Annotated in this window: 16 protein-coding genes and 1 tRNA gene; 8 read left to right on the forward strand and 9 right to left on the reverse strand. The window is 70.2% G+C overall.

The genetic code is table 11. From position 1 onward, the window contains the following. The first annotated feature begins 87 nt into the window (after positions 1-87). Together IEX91_RS12530 and IEX91_RS12535 are read left to right on the forward strand one after the other, a co-directional pair. Complete coding sequence (locus tag IEX91_RS12530; RefSeq protein ID WP_188879359.1) at positions 88-885, forward strand: DUF7260 family protein; 798 nt, start codon at positions 88-90, stop codon at positions 883-885. 108 nt (positions 886-993) lie between these two features. Further along, positions 994-2,025: a DHH family phosphoesterase gene (locus IEX91_RS12535; RefSeq protein WP_188879360.1), complete on the forward strand. Its 1,032-nt coding sequence runs from the start codon at positions 994-996 to the stop codon at positions 2,023-2,025. Positions 2,026-2,049: 24 nt separating this feature from the next. Here IEX91_RS12535 and IEX91_RS12540 read toward each other — a convergent pair whose 3' ends face one another. Continuing rightward, a complete protein-coding gene (locus IEX91_RS12540) occupies positions 2,050-3,402 on the reverse strand; it encodes a glutamate-5-semialdehyde dehydrogenase (RefSeq protein ID WP_188879361.1) in 1,353 nt (450 codons plus the stop codon). Further along, positions 3,395-4,237, reverse strand: a complete 843-nt coding sequence (proB, locus tag IEX91_RS12545) for a glutamate 5-kinase (protein ID WP_188879362.1) — start codon at positions 4,235-4,237, stop codon at positions 3,395-3,397. Before proB ends, IEX91_RS12540 begins: the two co-directional genes overlap by 8 nt. A gap of 141 nt (positions 4,238-4,378) precedes the next feature. Here proB and IEX91_RS12550 point away from each other — a divergent pair, with 141 nt between their 5' ends. Both IEX91_RS12550 and IEX91_RS12555 read left to right on the forward strand, forming a co-directional pair. After that, positions 4,379-5,641 (forward strand): outer membrane protein assembly factor BamB family protein, encoded by a 1,263-nt coding sequence (locus tag IEX91_RS12550; protein WP_188879363.1) that lies wholly within the window; start codon positions 4,379-4,381, stop codon positions 5,639-5,641. A gap of 146 nt (positions 5,642-5,787) precedes the next feature. Further along, positions 5,788-6,981: an outer membrane protein assembly factor BamB family protein gene (locus IEX91_RS12555; RefSeq protein ID WP_188879364.1), complete on the forward strand. Its 1,194-nt coding sequence runs from the start codon at positions 5,788-5,790 to the stop codon at positions 6,979-6,981. A 9-nt stretch (positions 6,982-6,990) separates the two neighbouring features. Here the strand turns inward: IEX91_RS12555 and IEX91_RS12560 are convergent, their stop codons facing one another. Genes IEX91_RS12560 through IEX91_RS12575 form a run of 4 tightly spaced genes read right to left on the reverse strand, consistent with a single transcriptional unit; the run spans position 6,991 to position 10,883 of the window. Further along, positions 6,991-8,001, reverse strand: coding sequence for a presenilin family intramembrane aspartyl protease PSH (locus IEX91_RS12560; RefSeq protein ID WP_188879365.1), 1,011 nt, complete (start codon positions 7,999-8,001; stop codon positions 6,991-6,993). A gap of 36 nt (positions 8,002-8,037) precedes the next feature. Next, positions 8,038-8,262, reverse strand: coding sequence for an H/ACA ribonucleoprotein complex subunit GAR1 (locus tag IEX91_RS12565; RefSeq protein ID WP_229772871.1), 225 nt, complete (start codon positions 8,260-8,262; stop codon positions 8,038-8,040). Beyond that, a complete protein-coding gene (gene srp19, locus IEX91_RS12570) occupies positions 8,259-8,540 on the reverse strand; it encodes a signal recognition particle subunit SRP19 (protein ID WP_188879367.1) in 282 nt (93 codons plus the stop codon). Before srp19 ends, IEX91_RS12565 begins: the two co-directional genes overlap by 4 nt. 54 nt (positions 8,541-8,594) lie before the next feature. Then, positions 8,595-10,883 (reverse strand): ABC transporter substrate-binding protein, encoded by a 2,289-nt coding sequence (locus IEX91_RS12575; protein WP_188879368.1) that lies wholly within the window; start codon positions 10,881-10,883, stop codon positions 8,595-8,597. A gap of 59 nt (positions 10,884-10,942) precedes the next feature. Here IEX91_RS12575 and IEX91_RS12580 point away from each other — a divergent pair, with 59 nt between their 5' ends. From IEX91_RS12580 to IEX91_RS12590, 3 genes are all read left to right on the forward strand, one after another. Next, positions 10,943-11,962: an iron chelate uptake ABC transporter family permease subunit gene (locus tag IEX91_RS12580; RefSeq protein ID WP_188879369.1), complete on the forward strand. Its 1,020-nt coding sequence runs from the start codon at positions 10,943-10,945 to the stop codon at positions 11,960-11,962. Continuing rightward, positions 11,963-13,126: a heme ABC transporter ATP-binding protein gene (locus IEX91_RS12585; protein WP_188879370.1), complete on the forward strand. Its 1,164-nt coding sequence runs from the start codon at positions 11,963-11,965 to the stop codon at positions 13,124-13,126. A gap of 69 nt (positions 13,127-13,195) precedes the next feature. Then, positions 13,196-14,254: a thermonuclease family protein gene (locus IEX91_RS12590; RefSeq protein WP_188879372.1), complete on the forward strand. Its 1,059-nt coding sequence runs from the start codon at positions 13,196-13,198 to the stop codon at positions 14,252-14,254. Positions 14,255-15,067: 813 nt separating this feature from the next. On the opposite strand, the gene IEX91_RS12595 is transcribed toward IEX91_RS12590, so the two are convergent. Next, complete coding sequence (locus IEX91_RS12595) at positions 15,068-16,312, reverse strand: orc1/cdc6 family replication initiation protein (RefSeq protein WP_188879373.1); 1,245 nt, start codon at positions 16,310-16,312, stop codon at positions 15,068-15,070. Between the two features lie 686 nt (positions 16,313-16,998). Between IEX91_RS12595 and IEX91_RS12600 the strand changes: the two genes are divergently transcribed. After that, positions 16,999-17,667 (forward strand): glycerophosphodiester phosphodiesterase, encoded by a 669-nt coding sequence (locus IEX91_RS12600; protein WP_188879374.1) that lies wholly within the window; start codon positions 16,999-17,001, stop codon positions 17,665-17,667. Positions 17,668-17,758: 91 nt separating this feature from the next. On the opposite strand, the gene IEX91_RS12605 is transcribed toward IEX91_RS12600, so the two are convergent. Both IEX91_RS12605 and IEX91_RS12610 read right to left on the reverse strand, forming a co-directional pair. Then, positions 17,759-19,153, reverse strand: coding sequence for an NAD-dependent succinate-semialdehyde dehydrogenase (locus tag IEX91_RS12605; protein WP_188879376.1), 1,395 nt, complete (start codon positions 19,151-19,153; stop codon positions 17,759-17,761). 252 nt (positions 19,154-19,405) lie between these two features. Further along, a tRNA-Thr gene (locus IEX91_RS12610) sits at positions 19,406-19,478 on the reverse strand. Between the last annotated feature and the right edge of the window lie 47 nt (positions 19,479-19,525).

The following is a 19,525-nucleotide window of genomic DNA, read 5'->3' on the forward strand; positions in this document are numbered from 1 at the left end:
GGCGCGAACCCGCCCCTCGTGAGCGCTATTGAGACCGCTATACTCCTCCTAGTAAGGTACACGGGTGCCACCGTCGTCGCTCGGCGTATGGCGACGCTCGCAGACAGACGCGGGACGGGGGGCGGCCGAGAGCCGACTGGAGACGTGTTCGAGAGCGCGCGGCGGGCGCTCGATCGCGAACGCGAGGTCCTCGACGCCGAGCGCGACGCCTTCGACGCGTTCGCCCGGCGCGTCGACGCGCTCGGGACGACCGACACCGCCGGCGACCCCTACGGCGGACTGCTCGCCGACCGCGGCGACGGGCGCGCGAGTTCGGGGGTCCGCGAGGCGTACGCGGAGACGGTGATGGCCGTCCCGCACTACGACGCGGAGTACGGCGAGTCGTATCGCGCGCACCTCGCGGCGGAGTTCGGCCCCGCGCTCGCCGCCGCGCTCCGCGACGAGCCGGGTCTCCCCGCCTTCCTCCAACAGCAGGTCGTCGCCGCGGCTCGCGACGCCGAGGAGAGCCGCGCGACCGTCGTGGTGGCGCTCGATCGCGAGCGCGACGCCCTCGGCGACACGGCGGCCGCCCTCGCCGATATCGAGACGGAGCGCGCCGTCGTCGACTCCCGGCCCTTCGCCTCCTGCGAGCGGGCAGCGCTCGTCCGCCTGCGCGACGACCTCGACGACCTCGCGGCGCGCTGCGAGTCGCTCGCGGAACGCCGACAGGCGGGTGACCTCCGTCCGGAGCGACAGGTCCCCGCGTCGTTCGACGCACCGGGCTTCGAGGAGTACGTCTACGGCGAGACGGGGACGACGTACCCCGTCCTCTCGGCGATCGCGCGGGAGAGCGAGCGCGTCGAGCGAACGCGCGCGGCGGTCGATCGGGCGCTCGACTCGCGCTGACGGGCGAACGACGAGTGACCGACGAGGCGGCGAGCGACCGCCGTCTCCCGCGCCCACACCGCCCGGCGGCCACCCACCACTATGCGTCCCGGCCGTGAACGAACCCGCATGACCGCCGCGGATCTCCGCGACCTGCTCGCCGAGGCGACGGACCTCACGATCGTCTGTCACAACAACCCGGACCCGGACTGCCTCGCGAGCGCGCTGGCGCTCGGGCGCATCGCCGCCGCGGCGGGGGTCGACGAGCGGCGCATCCTCTACAGCGGCGATATCTCCCACCAGCAGAACCGGGCGTTCGTCAACCTCCTCGACGTCGACCTCGCGTCGCTCGATCCGGCGACCGTCCTCGACCGCGAGACCGGATCGCTCCTCGCGTTCGTCGATCACGGCGTCCCGGGACGGAACAACCGCGTCCCGGAGGGCACGCCGGTCGACATCGTGATCGATCACCACCCCCACGAGGCGCTCGATGCGCGCTTCGTCGACCACCGCGAGGACGTCGGCGCGACGGCGACGATCCTCACCGAGTACGTCCGCGAGCTCGACGTCGAACTCGACGCGACGCTCGCCACCGCGCTCCTGTTCGCCATCCGCCGCGAGACGCTCGGTTTCCTCCGCGGCGTGACGCGCGCCGAGTACGAGGGCGCGGCGTTCCTCCACGAGCCGGCGGACGCCGATCTCCTGCGCCGTCTCGCCTCCCCCGCGGTCACCGGCGCGACCGCCGACGCCATCGCCACCGCGATCGAGAACCGCTCGATCCGCGGGTCGACCCTCCTCTCGAACGTCGGCTGGACGAGCGAGCGCGACGCCCTCCCGCAGGCCGCCGACTACCTCGCCACGCTCGAAGGCGTCGAGACCGCGGTCGTCTTCGGGATCGTGGACGAGCGCGTCCAGCTCAGCGCCCGCTCGACGGACTCCCGAGTGCACGTCGGGGACGCGCTCGCCGACGCCTTCGACGACGTCGGGAACGCCGGCGGCCACCGCGAGATGGCGGGCGGCGAGATCCCGCTCGGCATCTTCGCGGACCCCGCCGCCGACGGCGAGACCCTCTGCGATCTCGTCGAGACGGTCGTCGTCGCACGCCTCGCCGACGCGTTCGGACTGAGCGATGTCGAGGGCGAGGCGGAAACGGAGGAGTAGGGGCTCGGCCGACGCGGCGCGACGCTACGAGTCAGACAGGTGTCCGGGCACCCACTCGCCGTCGAACTCCTCGTGGAGGAACGGCTTCGGGTTCTCGCCGGCGTAGGAGGCGACGAGCTGGCCGTCGCCTTCGAGGTAGTACTTGTAGGTGGTGAGCCCGTCGAGACCGACGGGACCGCGGGCGTGGATCTTGCCCGTGCTGATGCCGACCTCCGCGCCGAGGCCGTAGCGGTAGCCGTCGGCGAAGCGCGTCGAGGCGTTGTGGAAGACGCTCGCGGCGTCGACCCGGCGCATGAAGTCGCCGGCGCGATCGGCGTCGTCGGTCAGGATCGACTCGGTGTGCTTCGAGCCGTTGGCGTTGACGTGCGCGACCGCGTCGTCGAGCGAGTCGACGACCTTCACGGCGAGGACGAGGTCACCGTACTCCTGCGTCCAGTCGGCCTCGCGGGCGGGTGTGACGTCGACGTCGGCGTCAGCGGCGATCTCGCGGGTTCGGTCGTCGCCGCGGAGTTCGACGCCGGCGTCGTCGTAGCGCGCGAGCACGTCCGGGAGGAACTCGTCGGCGACCGACGCGTGGACGAGCAGCGTCTCGACGGCGTTGCAGACCGCGGGGTACTGGACCTTCGCGTCCAGAGCGACGTCCGCGGCCGTGTCGAGGTCGGCGTCGCGGTCGACGTAGACGTGACAGACGCCCTCCGTGTGCCCGAGGACGGGGATCTTCGTGTTGTCCTGGACGTATTGGACGAAGGCCGAGCTCCCGCGGGGCATCACGAGGTCGACCGACTCGTCCATCCCGAGGAGGGTGTCGACGTCCTCGCGGGCCTCGATGAGCTGGGCCCAGCCGTCGGGCATCTCGTCGGTGGCGTCGCGGATGAGCTCGTAGAGGACGCGATTCGAGTGCGTCGCCTCGCTGCCGCCCTTGAGGATGACCGCGTTTCCGGACTTCAGGGCGAGCGCGGCGATCTGGACGAGCGCGTCCGGCCGGGACTCGAAGACGGTGGCGACGACGCCGATCGGGACGCCGACCTTGTAGAGTTCGAGCGCCTCGTCGAGCCGTCTGGCCTCCAGAGTCTCACCGAGCGGGTCGCGTTGGTCGGCGACGCTGCGCACCATCTCGGCGATGCTCTCGACCTTCGCGGCGTCGAGCGTCAGCCGATCGACGAACGACTGGGTGTAGTCCCCCGCCGCGAGTTTCTCCTCCGCCGCGGCGACGTCCGTCTCGTTCGCGTCGAGGATCTCGTCCGCGGCGTCCTCGATGGCGTCCGCGACGGCGCGGAGCGCGGCGCTCCGGTCGTCGTCGGAGACGTTCGCGAGGTCGAGCGCGGCCGCCTCGGCGGCCTCGACCTTCGTCTCGGTGGATGGCTCACTCTCACGCATCGTCGTCACCGTCGACCGGGAGGAATATCGTTCCCACGGGTTCGCCGCGGGCGACGCGTTCGAGGACGTCCGGGGCGTCCGAGGCCGCGATGATCGCGGGCGAGCCGTGTTCGGCGACCTGTCTCGCGCCCTGCACCTTCGTCCGGATGCCGCCGAAGGCGTCCGTCGAGGTGTCCTCGACGAGGTCCTGTATCTCGTCGTAGTTCTCTCCGACCGCCGCGACGCGTCGCGCCCCGTCGTCGCGCTTCGGGTTGCCGGTGTAGACGCCGCCGACGTCCGTGAGCGTCACGAGGAGGTCGACGTCGATGCCGACCGCGAGCGACGAGGAGAGCATGTCGTTGTCGCCGATGCGGATCTCCTCGGTGGCGACCGCGTCGTTCTCGTTCACGACCGGGACGACGCCCCACTCGAAGAGCGTCTCGATCGTGTTCTGGAGGTTCGTGTAGCGCTCGGGGTCCTCCAGGTCGTGTTGGGTGAGGAGGAGCTGGGCGACCTGCGTGTCGTAGCGCCCGAAGCTCTCCGTGTAGCGGTGCATCAGACGGCCCTGTCCGACCGTGGAGAGCGCCTGCGACTCCTCGACGGTCTCGCGGTCCTCGTCGATGTCGAGCATCCCGATCCCCGCGCCGACCGCGCCCGAGGAGACGAGGAGAACCTCCTTCCCGCGTTCGCGCAGCGCCGCGATGTCGTCGACGAGCTTGTCGAGCTTCGCGTCGTCGAGGTTCGAATCGTCATCCGTGAGCGAGTTCGTCCCCGCCTTCACGACGACGCGCTCGGCGTCCGCGGCGAGCCGGCGCGCCGTCGTCGCGTCCGGCCCGGTATCGACGGCGTTAGACACGCCCGCTCACCCCGGCGTCGGTGCGGTCCGTGTGCGTCATTACGTCGAACCACGCGCCGAAGCGCTCATACACCCTTTGGTTCCGCGCGTCGGCGCGTGCCGGCCGAAGACACTTACCCAATCCGGGTGAAGCGGGCGGACATGGAACGGCCCCGAACGCGACGCCGCGCCCTCCACGCGCTCGGTACCGGTCTCGTCGCGGCCCTCGCCGGCTGTCTCGACGGCGGAGGGAGCGAGGAGACGACGAGCACCGAGACGACGCGAACGACGTCCCGCGGCACCGGTGCGGGCATCGACGAACGCGAGACCGCGACGCCGCCCGGCGAGCCCGCGCTCTCCCTGACGGGCGCGTGGCCGCGACCGCGCTTCGACGCCGCGAACACCGCGGCGAACCCCGACGGCACGGGCCTGCGCGACGGCGAGCAGTACTGGCGACTCGACGCCGGGACCGCCGCCGTGGTCGCCGACGGGACGCTCTACAACACCTATCGACGCGACCAGGACCGCGCCGACCTGACGCGGCGCGACCCGGCGACGATGGCCGTCTCGTCGCGCACGTCGCTCGTCGACTACGGCGTGAACGGGCCGCCCGTCGTCGGGGACGGCCGCGTCCACGTCACGACCTTCGACGAGGCCTTCTGCCTCGCCGCCGAGCGCGACGCCGTGCTGTGGCGCGGCCCGAAGATGGACGGAATCCAGTGTCCGCCGGCCCTCACGGACGACGTCGTCTACGTCAACAGCGGCGGCTTCGAGCGGACGCCCGCACACCTCAGCGCGTTCGACGCCGCGGACGGCGCGGAGCGCTGGCGCTACGACACCGCCGCGGAGTCGAAGGGGACGCCCGCGGTCGCGGCCGGGACGGTGTACGTCGCGGCGCGCGACGGCCTCCACGCCGTCGATGCCGAAAGCGGCGAGCGGGTCTTCCGCCAGCCCGCGGTCTCCGAGCCGTGGTCGACGCCGGTCGCGGCGCACGGCGCGGTGTACGCGTTCGGCGGCGACGAGAACGAGTCGCTCGTCGCGGTGGATACGGCGAGCGGCGACATCCGGTGGCGGACGGCGCTCCCGCGGATGGGGAACGCCCCGCCGGTCGCGGACGCGTCGTATCTCTACGTCGGCACCGAGTCGGGGGTCGCGGCGCTCGATCCCGAGGACGGATCGGTCGCCGCGCGCCTCGGTGGCGGTGGCACGCCGGCGGCGCTCGCCGGCGACGTCGTCTACGCGGCCGATCGCGGGACGCTCCGCGCGCTCGACCGCGAGGGGAGCGGCGAACTGTGGTCGCACGAGACGGAGCGAGTGCAGGTGACGGACGTGCTCTCGCAGTCGATCCACGGCGTCACGCCCGTCGACGGCGGGGTGTACGTGCACGCCGCGGACGGCTTCCACGGTATCGGGCCGACACGCTAGACGGGAGAGTCAGAGGGAGGGCCTGAGGCCGAGCGCCGAGACGAGCGAGAGCCCGGCGGCGAGCGGTCTCTCCCGGGTCAGGAAACCATTCGGTGCCGGCCGTGCGCACCCGAAGACACTTGTCCACGCCGAGTGCAGGCAGATACGTGACACGTTCCCGAACGCGACGCTGCGCCCTCCACGCGCTCGGTACCGGTCTCGCCGCGGCCCTCGCCGGCTGTGGTGGGGACGGCAGCCGGACGGACGAGAGTGGCTCAACTGGGCCTCCCGGGTCGCCCGCCCTCGATGCCGACGGAACGTGGCCGAGTCACCGGTACGACGCCACGAACGCCGCCGTCGTCGCGGACGGCACCGGCCTACTCGACATCGAGACGTACTGGATACTCGACGCGGGCGGCGTGCCCGTTGTCTCGGACGACGCGCTCTACAACTGGACACCCGATGCATCGCGGACGACACTCACGCGGCGGCGGCCGGGGACCGCCGCAGCGACCGGTCGGGTTTCTCTCGCCAGCGCTGGCGCGAAAGGCTCTCCGACGGTCGCCGACGGTGGTGTCTACGGAACGGATGCGGAACGGGCATACCGATTCGATATCACGGCTGATGCGACCCGATGGCGTGGCCCCACGATGCCCGGGATCGAGGTGCCGCCGACGGTCGCCGGCGGCGTCGTCTACGTCCGTACCGGCGGCGGTGAGCGTACCCACCCGCACCTTCGCGCGCTCGACGCCCAGTCGGGTGAAACGCGCTGGCGTCACGAGACCGCAGGGGAGACCGGTGCACCGATCGCCGTGTCGGACACCACCGTCTACCTCACGGACGGTGACGGACTGCACTCGCTCGATACGCGGAACGCTGAGACACGATGGCATCGCGCACTTTCAGGTGTCGGATGGAGCACACCGGTCGTGTCGCACGGCTCGGTGTACGTCGTCGACGACACTGCGGGCCTCGTCGCGTTCGACGCCGGGACGGGCGAGGAACGGTGGCGGGCGCTCGGCGAACGCGACATCGTCGACCCGCCCGTCGCCGCGGAGGACGCCGTACACGTCGGCGGCGATCGTCTCGTCTCACTCCATCCGAACGACGGGCGCGTCGTTACCGAATTCGAGGAGTCAGGAGACCCAGTCGGACGTCGCGGTGACACACTCTACGCCGTGGACGGGGACACGCTTCGGGCGTTCGACGTCGGCGACGGGCGCCAACGGTGGTGGTACGCGACGGGGTCAGCGACCGACGGAGACACGATCGTCCGCGGGATCCACGGCGTCACGCCCGTCGACAGCGCGGTGTACGTGCACGCCGCGGACGGACTCCACGGTATCGGGCCGACGCGCTAGACGGGAGAGCTAGAGGTAGGGCCCGAGGCCGAGCGCCGAGACGAGCGAGAGCCCGGAGGCGAGCGCGCCGACGAGGTAGCCGCCGATCGCGCCGCCGTTGAGGAGCGGGAGGCCGGCGTGCGCGCGGCCCTGCAGGACCATCCGCAGGAGGACGAGGAGGCCGAGCGTCGTGCCGACGATGGCGGTCGCGGCGGGGAGCGGGACGCCGGCGACGTGCGGGACGTCGGTGACGAAGAAGGCCGCGGAGGCGACCATCACGGTCGGCATCACGGCGTCCCCGAGGCCGATCATGATGCTGTCGCGGCCCTCCTCGCCGTGCGTCTCGGCCTCGCCCTCGCGCTCGCTGGCGGCCGTGCCCTCGTCGCTCTGTCCGTCGGCTTCCGCAGCCACGTCGTCGTCGCGCGCGGCGACCTCGGCGGCACGTTCGCGGAAGGAGTAGCCCCGGACGGTCGGGTAGACGAGGAGGACGGGGACTTTGAGCTCGACGACGCCGGAGGCGAGCGTGAGCATGTGTTCGGTGCCGTAGACGCTGATCGCGTCGTAGACGGCGAGCGCGCCGAGGAGGACGATCGCGGGGAGGACGCCGAAGCTGATGCCGAAGAGCGCGCCCGCGCCCGCGCCCATCACGACGCCCGCGAGGTCGATCACCCACCACTCCGGGTAGGCGTAGAGGGCGACGACGAGGACGCCGGCAGCGGCGTAGGGGAGGACGTTCACGCCGCCGACGACCACGCCGGGGAAGATGCCGACGACGTAGGCGGTGATCATCCCGCCCGTGAGGACGATGAAGGCCCGGAGAATGCGTTTGCCGCCGTACTTCAGGGCGACGAGGATGGCGGCCGTGGCGACGAGCAGGACGCCGACGTACACGACGCTGTTGACGGGGTTCTGGGGGTCCGGTACGGTCTGATAGCCCGCCTGCTTGAACGGCTCGACGAGCGCGAGCGCGCCGAGCTGGACGGCGAGGAAGGTGACGACGATGCCCGCGCAGGCGGCGAGCACGCCCTGTCGCTGAGTCATACTGGCGAAACCCGCGCCCGGTCCTTCGCCCTTTCGCTACCGGACGTAGAGTTTCGCGCCGAGGAGTTCCGCGGGCGTCGCGTCGTCCGGCGTCACCGCGAGATAGGGCTTCGAGACCGGCCCGAAGACGTCGACGACGCGCCCGACGTCGGTGAGTCGCTCGTCGACGACTTCCGCGCCGATGTCGGGATGTTCGTTGTCGGGACAGCGGACGATGGCCAGCCCCTGCGCGCTCCTGACGACGTCGCCGGCGCGCTTCATTCGCGGAGGGTGGCGACGTACGCGCCGACGGCCTGCAGGAGGTCGGACTTCCCGGCGTCGTCCGCGTCCTTCACGAGGACGCGCCCGGACTCCGTCCATCCCTGCCGGGGGTAGGCCTTCTCGCGCTCGATGACGGCGTCGTAGCCGACCTGCCCGACGGCCTGCGCGACCTCGTCCACCGTCGGGTCCTCGACGGCGAGCGAGCGCGGGACGCGGCGGCCCTCGCGACGCGAGAGCGTCGCGTCGAAGTAGGCGGGCCAGATGACGTTCTCGACCATACACGGGGCTAGTCGACGCCGTGGGTAAAACGTGTCGGAGGCGCGCGTCGCGCGTCAGCGCCGCCGCAGCAGGCACGTGACGAGCGCGAACGCCAGCGCCGCGACCACGGGCCCGAAGCCGGGCGACGACCCCGACGACGTGCTCGTGGAGCTCGCGGTGCTCGTCACGGTCGACGTGGTCGTCTCGCTCGTCGTCGCGGTCGTGACCGTCGCGGTACCGTTGTGCGACTCCGACGACGTGCTCGTCGTCTCGTTCGCCGTCGTTTCGCTCGCGTTCTCCGCGGCCGTCGCGTTCGTCGACCCGATGGCGAACGCGGAGAAGCCGGGAGTCGTCGCCGCGTACGCGCTCCCGTTCAGATGCTCCGTCGGGAGCGCGCCCCACGACGCGTCGTGGTAGCGGTAGAGCGCGACATCCGAGGGTTCGGTGCCGTTCGGGAGGTCGACCGGCGCGACACGGAAGCGGATCGTCGCGTTATCGACGTCATCCGCGTCAACGCCGGTGACGTTCGCGGTGAAATACCGCATCGGCGTGGCGTTCGATGCGTTGAGCGCTGGTGTGGCGTTCGGCGCCGTCGCGCTCGGGTCGCTCGTGGTGAACGATAGTTCGCTCGCGTTCACGCCGGCACGCAGGGAGACGGTCGCACTCGTGAGTCCTGTGGCAGCCGCGCTCGCGTTCGCATCCGCGGTAGCGCTCGCGTTCGCTGCCGTCGCGTTCGTCGCGGTCAGGTTCCCATCAGTGGTCGCGTTCACCGCAGTCGCGTTCACCGCAGTCACGTTCGCCGCCGTGTGGTTCACGAGGGCGAACGAGACGGTCCCCGTGACGTTACGAACGGTCGCGGTGACGCTCCCGTTCGCGCGGGTGATCGAGAGGGAGCCGCTCGCGTTCGCCGCGGATTCGTCGGCACTCCCGTTGGTGGACGTCGCGTCGCTCGAACCGCCGTCTTCGAGGTCCTCCCAGTCGATGTCGTCATCGTCGTCATCACCGTCGCTGTCACGAGCGTTCCCCGTGTCGTGGACGGCCGCCCACGCATCGGGGTGGACTGCCTCCGCGATGTCCTCAATTGGGTAGACGATTCGAGGCGCGGGCTGACTCAGGTAGTTCGCGTTCACCGCGACGACGCGGTCCTCGCGGTAGGCCGAAGACTGGTTTATCTCCTGAGTCTTCGGTAGGAGGCTCTGCGCTTCACCGTGCTCCGGGAGGGAGTACGTGGCGAGGAGCCACCCCGGCGACTGCTTCAGGATGAATCCTTCGCTGTACGGTTTGTAGCCCGTGATCCCCGCGTCGAGCGCGACGTTCCGCGTGCCGCCGAGGCGCATCACGTCCGAGACGAACGTCCCCGATCCGGCGGTGAAACTCCCCGCCATCGGGTAGAAGATCGTCGGCGTGCTGTCGGCGCGATCGCGGACCTCCTCGACGGTGTCGAGCCGATCCTGCATCCAGCTCACCGTGTCCTCCGCGCCCGCGCAGTTCCCGGTGAGGTGCCCGGTCAGTCGGGTCTTCGCGTAGATGTCGCTCACACTCGACGCGGCCTCGAACTTGTAGGTGGTGACACCCTTCTGTCGGAGCTTCTGTGCCGTCTCGTCGTCCTGGATGTTCGCCAACAACACCATGTCGGGCGACCGTTCGACGACGGACGCGACCTCAGCGAACCCGCGCGCATTCGCGACGTTCGGTTTCGCGCTCGCGTTGTCGAGGTACGCCGTGTACGAGGAGTCCCAGAGGCCGACGACGCGGTTCTGTGCACCGATCTCCCAGAGAGTCTGCGTGGTACTCGAACCGACGACGACGATGCGTTCCGGCGCGCCCTCGACGGTGACGTTCGTCCCCGTCGCGTCCGTCGAGGTGAACGGGTACGAACACGTCGAGGGAACGGTCGAATACGTCGTATTGGTGTCGGTCGTGCTGTCGTTCGTCGTCGTGGTGGTGTCGTCAGAAGTAGAGGTATCGTTGGTCGTCGTAGTGCTGCTCGTCGTGGTGGTGTCGTCCGCAGTCGTCGTAGTGATGTCGTTCGTCGTTGTCGTGGTGGTGTTGTCCGCAGTCGTCGTAGTGGTGTCGTTCGTCGTCGTGGTATCGTTGGTCGTCGTTGTCGTGGTATCCGTCGTCGTGGTGGTGTTGTCCGTAGTAGTATCGTTGGTCGTCGTTGTCGTGGTATCCGTCGTCGTGGTCGTAGTGTCAGTAGTCGTCGTGGTGTCTGTCGTCGTTGTCGTGCTGTCGTTCGTCGCGGCCGTCGGGACGTCGATGGCCGACGGCGCGTCGTCCGGCGTCGCCGCGAGCGCTCCGCCGGTCGACCCGGCGAGCGCCGCGACGAGGACGAGCACGACGAGGAACGGTGCTCGGTTCACGTTCTCCCGTCACCGCCTGTTCAATAAGTATTTACCTACTGCAAGTCGACTTGTCACCGATGCCCCTGGGTCGGCTCCGCGTCGCAGCGTGGACGAGCGCCCTCGCCGTTCTGCTCGTCGCCGTCTGCGTCGCCGGGGCCGCGATGGGGATCATCGACATCCCGCCGCGATTCGTCGTCGCCAGCGTCCTCCACGCCGTCGGCGTCTCGACGGGTGTCAGCGTCCCCGACCCGTACCCCTTCGTCGTCACGTTCCTCCGAATGCCCCGCGTCGCCCTCGGCGCGGTGGTCGGCGCGGGCCTCGCCAGCGCGGGCGCCGTGATGCAGGGGTTCTTCCGCAACCCCATGGCCGACCCCGCGATCATCGGCGTCTCCTCCGGCGCGGCCGCGGGCGCCGTGCTCGTCATCGCCGCCGGCGTCGCGCTCCCGCTCAGCCTTCCGCTCGCGGCCTTCTGCGGCGCGCTCATCGCCGCGTTCGGCGTCTACACCATCGCCACCGAAGGCGGCCGGACGCCCGTCGCCACACTCCTTCTCGCGGGCGTCGCCGTCCAGACCTTCCTCGGCGCGGTCGTCAGCCTCCTGCTCGTCCGCACCGACGATCACAGCCTCCGCGAGGCCATCGTCTGGCTGATGGGGAGCCTCCGCAACACGATGTGGAGCGAGGTCGCCGTCGCCTTTCCCGTCGTCCTCGTCGGCCTCGTCGTCCTGTTCGCTTACGCCCGCGACCTGAACGTCCTCCTGCTCTCCGAGGAGGACGCCCACGCGCTCGGCATCGAGGTCGAGCGCACCAAGCGCGTCCTCCTCGCCGTCTCGGCGGTCGTCACCGCGGCGTGCGTCGCGTTCGTCGGCATCATCGGTTTCGTCGGCCTCGTCGTCCCCCACGTCATGCGCCTCCTCGTCGGCCCCGACCATCGCATCCTCCTTCCGACGAGCGCGCTCGCCGGCGGCGTCTTCCTCGTCGCCGTCGACACCGCGACGCGCCTCGGAGCGACCAGCCTCCCCGTCGGCGTCGCCACCGCGTTCGTCGGCGCGCCCTTCTTCCTCTACCTCCTCCGGAAACGCGAGGTGCACGAGCTCTAAATGGACGCGACCGACCTCGTAGTCTCCCTCGGCGGCACGACGATCCTCGACGGCGTCTCGCTCTCGGTCGAAGCGGGCGAGCTCGTCGGTCTCGTCGGACCGAACGGCGCGGGCAAGACCACGCTCCTGCGCACGCTCGCGGGCTACCTCACCCCGGACGCGGGGTCGGTGCGCGTCGACGGCGACGACGTCCACGCGCTCACGTCGAAGGCCGCGAGCCGCCGCGTCGCCGTCGTTCCCCAGTCGAGCGCGTTCTCCTTCGACTTCGCCGTCCACGACGTGGTCGCCATGGGTCGGCACCCGTATCGCTCGCGCCTGCGCCCCGCGGACGACGCGGACGGTGCGGCGCGCGTCGAGGCGGCGCTCGAACGCTGCGAGCTCACCGACCTCGCGGACCGACCGGTCACCGCGGTCAGCGGCGGGGAACGCCGGCGCGTCCTCCTCGCCCGCGCGCTCGCGCAGGACACGCTCGTGACGCTCCTCGACGAACCCACCGCGGGGCTCGACGTCAACCATCAGATCCGCACGCTCGACCTGATCCGCGACCTCGTCGACGACGGACGGCGGGCCGTCGCCGCGATCCATGATCTCGGACTCGCCGCGCGCTACTGCGATCGCCTCGTCGTGCTCTCGGGGGGGTGCGTCCACGCCGCCGGCCCGCCGGCCGAGGTGGTGACCCGCGACGCGCTCCGCGACGCCTTCGACGCGACGACCGCCGTCGGCACCGATCCCGTGACCGGTACCCCCTCGGTCACGCCGCTCACGCATCCCGCAGATCGGGACGCGCACGTCCACGTCCTCGGTGCCGGCGACGCCGCCGTCGGACTCCTCGAACCGCTCGTCACCGCTGGCTATCGCGTCACCGTCGGCCCCGTCGTCGACGGCGGCCTCGATCACGAGGCCGCGCGTCGCCTCGATCGCCCCGCGGTGACGACGCCGCCCTTCGGGGCCGTGAGCGACGACGCGTTCGAGCGGGCCGCCGCGTACTGCCGGGGCGCCGACGTGGTAGTCGTCCCCGACGACGCGCGGGCCGTCGGTGCGAACGCGCGCCTCGTAGCCGTCGCAGACGAAACCGTGATCGTCGACGACGCTCACGCGGCGGTCCGGGGTCTCGTCGCCGACGCGCTCCGCCGGTCGGGCACGACGTCGGCGTCGGCCGAGTGAGGTGGCGGCGGTGATCGGGGTCGTCCGAGCGGCCGAGGACGTTAAGGGACGAGGCCCGAAACGACCGCCGTGAGACGCGAAACCGGACTCGCGATCGCCCTCTGTCTGCTCTGCGTGCTGTCCGGGTGCGCGACGGGTGGCGCGGGCGGTGCGGGGACGACGGCGATCGGCGGGAACGCGAGCGAGGCGACGACCGCCGGCGCGGGCGACACCGGGAGCGGACCGTCGGAGGCGGAGAGTGCGGCGGCGTTCGCGGAGACGCTGAACGCCACTGTCGTCGACGTCGCGGACGGGGACACCGTCGACGTCCGCTTGGCCAACGGCACCGAGGAGACGATCCGACTGGTCGGCGTCGACACCCCTGAGGTGTGGGTGACGAACACGCCCGGGGAGTTCCGCGGGCTGGCGAACACGTCCGCGACCCGCGACTGCCTCCGCGGGTGGGGGCACGAGGCGAGCGACTACACGACCTCGCGGCTCGCGGGGGCGAACGTCACGCTCGCGTTCGACCCGAACACCGACCGTCGGGGGTACTACGGTCGTCTGCTCGCGTACGTGTACGTGAACGGGACGAACCACAACGCGGCGCTGATCGACCGGGGGCTCGCGCGCGTCTACGACGACAGCGACTTCTCGCGCGAGCCCGCGTTCCGGCGGGCCGAGACGGCCGCCTACGAGAACCGGACGGGCCTGTGGACGTGCGCGGCCACCGCGACGGGCGGGGCGAGCGGGGCGAACGCCGGCGCGACGGGCGGCGAAACGGGTCACGACGCGAACACTGCGACGAGTCGGACCGACGGCCCGATCACTGTCGACGTCCACGCCGACGCCGCGGGTCCGGACACCGAGAACCTGAACGACGAGTACGTCGTCCTGCGGAACGCGGGCGACGCGACGCTCGACCTCGGCGGAACGCGAGTGAGCGACGCCGCCGACCACGCGTACACGGTTCCCGACGGGGTGACGCTCGCATCCGACGCGTCCCTCAGGCTCCACACGGGCGCGGGCACTGACGGACACGGCGACTACTACTGGAACGCCGGACGCCCCGTCTGGAACAACGGCGGCGACACGGTGACCGTCCGTGCCGCGAACGGCACAGTGCTCGCCACCCGCACGTACGAGTGACGCGTCGACGGCGCGGTCGAGGGGAGGGGAAGCGCGTTCGAGTCGGACGGTGCGAGTGAAGCGGGCGGTACGATCGTCGGGTGGTGTTGTGGCGCACACACCCCACCGTTGCAAGTGTTCTCGGGTCCGGGTCGCTCCGCGTCCGTGAGCGGTGTGGCGATCCGAGTCGACGGGGGGACACCACCGTTGCAAGTGTTTCGTGGATCAGCGACGGGTGAGACGAGCGGGTCTGCGATCCCCCACACACCACTGCTGCAAGTGTTTCGAGAAGCGGCGTGGGGGAGGGGGGACGGGACCGATGACGGCGTCGCCGGTGGCTCCGTGTAGATCCACCATCGGTACCGTGTCGCCTCACGGGGCGTACAGCCGGTACGCGACGGTCCACGTGGGTAGAACGGAGGGACGCGCGGCAACGAGAACGCCGTCGAGACGAGGGGCCGTGACGACACGAACGCCACGACGACGCGCTCCCGACTCTCCGCCTGACTCCCTCAGCCTCCCTTCTCGACCCTCCATCTTCCGTCCGGACCCTCTCTGTCGCCCTTCTTGACCCCCCCGTCTCGTCACGCGCTCTTTCCCTCGACTCACCCGAACTCTCCCTCTCACTTCTAGCTAGACGCTAGCTAGAGCTAGTAGTAGTAACAATTGATCCTATCACAAGGAATATTCGTACTCATAGTCGCGTCGGAGTGACTCGGATACGGACGAAAGACGAGCTACGCCGTTTCTTCGGGCCGTACGCCGGTCGGTCTCGACGGGATACGTGGGTTGGGCGTCGCTCACCGCTCGGCGTCGCCGTACCGATCGGTCGCGTCAGGACGAGTCGATGAGGCCCTGTCGCACCGCGGCGCCGCGGAGTCGGTCGGTATCGAGGTTCCCGGTGATGGCGAGGCCGTCGAGCGTCGTGACAACCGCGTCGAGGTCGACGCCGAGCTCGTACTCGTAGTACGCGCCGCCGCTGCGTCCCTCGTTGCGCTCGTGGCGTTCGAGGATGCCGAGCATCACGAGGTCGGAGAGGTGGGCGTGGAGGCTCCGCATCGCCAGCGGGTCGTGATCCGTGCTCGTCGCCACGTCCTCGTAGCGATCGTAGATCGTCTGCCGACGGACCGGCATCTCCTCGCCGAACACCGTCAGCGCGGTGATCGTGTAGAGCGTGAGGTGGTCGTGGCTCGTCAGGTCCTTCATCGACTCCTCGATCTGGCGCTTCTCCAAGCGCGCTCGGGCGTTGCGGACGTGGTGTTCCGTGACGCTCTCGTCGCCGTTTCGCCGCGCGAGGTCGCCCGCCTCGAAGAGGAGGTCCAGCGCCTGTCTGGCGCTCCCGCGGTCTTGGGCGGCGAGCGCCGAGCAGAGGGGCACGACGTCGCCGGACAGCACGCCGTCCTCGAACGCGAGCGCCGAGCGCTTCTCCAGGATGTTCCGGAGTTCGTTCCCGTCGTACGGCGGGAAGTGGATCTCGCGCTCGCAGAGCGTGTCCTCGACGCGCGGATCGAGTTGTTCGCGGAACTTGAAGTCGTTCGAGATGCCGATGATTCCGACCTTCGCCTCGTGGAGGTTCTCGTTCGAGCGCGCCCGCGGGATCTGGTAGAGGAGGCTGTCGTCGTCGCCGATGTAGTCGATCTCGTCGAGGACGACGAGGATCGTCCCGCCGACGTTCTCCAACTCCGCCCAGAGCATGTCGTAGACCGCGTCTCGCGGGTACCCCGTCGTCGAGATCTCCTCGCCCTCCTCGCGGAGTTCGTTTACGAGGTTGACGGCGACGCGGTAGGAGGAGGTGAGGTGTTCGCAGTTGAGGTAGACGGTCGTGACGTCGAGGTCGTCGTAGCGCTCGGCGTCGCGTTCGAGGTGCGAGAGCAGGTATTTGGTAGCGACGGTCTTCCCGACGCCGGTCTTGCCGTAGAGGAAGATGTTCCGCGGTTGCTTGCCGTTGATCACCGGCTGGAAGTACGCCTTGTACTCCTCTAACTCCTCGTCGCGCTCCTCGATCCGCTCCGGCTGATAGTCATCGCGGAGCACGTCTTCGTCGTCGAAGATCGCGTGAGTCCGCTCGAACACCGTCATGCCACGACGGAATCACCCGGTCGGCTAAAACCCACCGATGCAACTGTTACAAGTGTCGCACTTGTTTCGTCCGTTCTCGACTCCCCGATTCGCTTCACCTCCGCCGTCCCTCGCTCCGTCCGTGCTTCCTCGCTTCATCTACCCTCCCACTCACTCACTCACTCACTCATTTCCCATCGATATACACACTCCCTCCCCTTCCCCCGGGCCCACTCGACCTATCCTGCCCCGCTCTACTCACTCTCTCCCACCGTACGTCCACCCCGCCCCCACCTCCACTCCCCGCGCCGAAACACTTGCAACGGTGGTGTGTGGGGGTGGTGTCTCGCCCGCCCCGCGACGTCAGCCCCTCCACCCGGTCGCCCCTTTTCGGTCCACCCTTCGATCTACTCCACTTCCCCTACCGTACCCCCGTCCCCATCCCCCCGACCTCCCGAGAACACTTGCAGTAGTGGTGTGTGGGGGCCGCCGACCCGGCCGTCCTCACCCGATCGCGGCGGGGCGAACCGTAGCCGGTCCCGCGACTGTCCACCGTCCCGAGCACTCCCGAGTGCTCCCTATCGCTTCGGAGCGCTCCTAGTAACCGTCAACCGTCGCGGGCCACTCCCGGCCGATATGCGCACCGTAATCTCCGTGTGTCCGTCCCGCGACCCCGATCACACCCGACCCGGAGCGCGCGTGCGCCCATGAGTGCCGTTCGGACCATCGCCCACCGCGGCTGCGCCGAGCAGTACCCGGAGAACACCGTCCACGCGATCCGACGGGTCGCCGCTCACGTCGACGCCGTCGAAGTCGACGTCCGCCGCTGTGCCAGCGGCGAGCTCGTCGTCGTCCACGACGCCACGATCGACCGCGTCGCGGACCGGTGTGGTCGCGTCGCCGACCTCACCTACGCCGACCTCGCCGATTGCGACGTCCTCGACACCGGCGACGGCGTCCCGACCCTCGAAGCCGTCTTCGACGCCGTCCCGTCGGACCTCGCGCTCAACGTCGAGCTGAAAGAGACCGGGCTCGCCGACGACGTCGCGGCGCTCGCGGGCGGGCACGATCACGACGTCCTCGTCTCCTCGTTCCTCGTCGACGCGCTCCACGAGAGTCGAGGCGTCGCGCCCGCTCTCGACCGCGCGCTCCTCTTCGACGACGACCGCGAGACGCCGCTCGACGTCGCCGCCGAAATCGAGTGCACCGCCGTCCACCCGTCCGTCGCGCGCTGTCTCGCCACCCCGATCGTCGAGCGCGCCCACGAACGCGGCTTCGACGTGAACGCCTGGACCGTCCGCACCGTCGCCGACGCCGAACGCCTCGCCGAACGCGGCGTCGACGGCATCATCGTCGACCGCCGCGATCTCCTCTAACGGACGGCTCCGCGAGCGGCGGGAAAACCGCACGCCCGCCGGCGTCTCCTCCGCTGACAGTCCGTCCTCCCGCGGGAGTCCGTCGCCCTCGCTACTCCCCGGCGGGCCCGTCCTCCGGCATCTCGGCGTCCTGCACCCAGATCGTCTTCCGATTGACGAACTCGTGGATGCCCATCTCGCCGAGCTCGCGCCCGTAGCCGGAGTCGTCGATGCCGCCGAACGGCAGGCGCGGATCCGACTTCGTGAGCTCGTTCACGAACACCGCGCCGCTCTCGATCTCGCGGGCGACGCGCGTCCCGCGCTCGCGGTCCGCCGTCCAGACCGATCCCCCGAGCCCGAGGTCGGTATCGTTCGCCAGCGCGATCGCCTCGGCCTCGTCGGCGACCTCGAACACCGGCGCGACCGGCCCGAAGACCTCCTCGTCGGCGACCGCCGAGTCGCGCGGGACGTCCGTCAACACCGTCGGCGGATAGAAGAAGCCGTCCCGATCGAGGGGGTCGCCGCCGAGCTCGACGGTCGCGCCCGCCGCGACGCTTCGCTCCACCTGGTCGTGGAGGTCGTGCATCAGGTCCGCGCGGGCCTGCGGACCGAGGTCGACGACGTCCGTCGGATCGCCGACGTCGAGGGCCGCCATCTCCGCGACGAAGGCGTCGACGAACTCGTCGTAGACGGCCTCGTGGACGATGAAGCGCTTCGCGGCGATGCAGGACTGCCCCGAGTTGATCGTCCGCGCACGCGCGCCGGTCTCGGCCGCCGCCGCGATGTCCGCGTCGTCGAGGACGACGAACGGATCGCTCCCGCCGAGTTCGAGGACGGTCTTCTTCAACTCCGCACCGGCGGTCTCCGCGACGGCTCGTCCCGCGTGCTCGCTTCCCGTGAGCGTCACGGCCTTCACGCGCTCGTCCTCGATCACGTCGTCCACGGCGTCCGAACCGACGAGGAGGGCCTGGAAGACGCCGTCCGGATAGCCGGCCTCGCGGAAGACGTTCTCGATGGCCGCGGCACAGCCCGGGACGTTCGAGGCGTGTTTGAGGAGCCCGACGTTCCCCGACGTGAGGTGCGGCGCGGCGAATCGGAACACCTGCCAGAACGGGAAGTTCCACGGCATCACGGCGAGGATCGGGCCGAGGGGCTCGTACGCGACGAACGAGTCGACGCCCGGCTCCGCCCCGATACGCTCGTCTTGGAGGTGTTCACTCGCGTGCTCGGCGTAGTAGTCGCACACCCACGCGCACTTCTCCACCTCCGAGCGCGCCGCCGCCAGCGGCTTGCCCATCTCCGTCGTCATGAGCTCCGCGTACTCGTCTCGGTTCTCCCGGAGCACGTCAGCCGCGTTCGCGAGCAGTTCTTCGCGCTCCGAGAGCGGCGCGTCGCGCCACGACGCGAACGTCTCCTCGGCCGTCGAGAGGGCCTCCTCGACGGCCGTCTCGTCGTCCGCCTCGATCGGATCGAGCGCCTCGCCGGTCGCCGGGTTCACGCGTTCCATGCGCGGGACAACGGCGTCCCGACAGTTGTAGATGCGGGCTGGACGCAGTCCGTCGTCCACTCGGCCAGGCCAGGCCGCACCGGCCCTTCGGTCGTTGCCCGTCGTCACGTCCGTGACACGCCCCGCGGGGCACGAACGACGGTCCGGTCTCCCGTCCCGTCGCTCAGGACGGTACGAGCGGGGATCGCCGCTCGATGACCAGGCCGAAAAGTGAAATACGGACGTCGCTACGAAGTTGGACGCCGAGAGGAGAGCCGGAGGAGGGATTTGAACCCTCGACCTATTCCTTACGAAGGAATCGCTCTGCCAGCTGAGCTACTCCGGCGCACGTCGCCCGGGTCGGGCGCTCGTACTCATTCTCTCGTAGCCGCA

This window comes from Halarchaeum nitratireducens, from assembly GCF_014647155.1.
Taxonomy (GTDB): Archaea; Halobacteriota; Halobacteria; order Halobacteriales; family Halobacteriaceae; genus Halarchaeum; species Halarchaeum nitratireducens.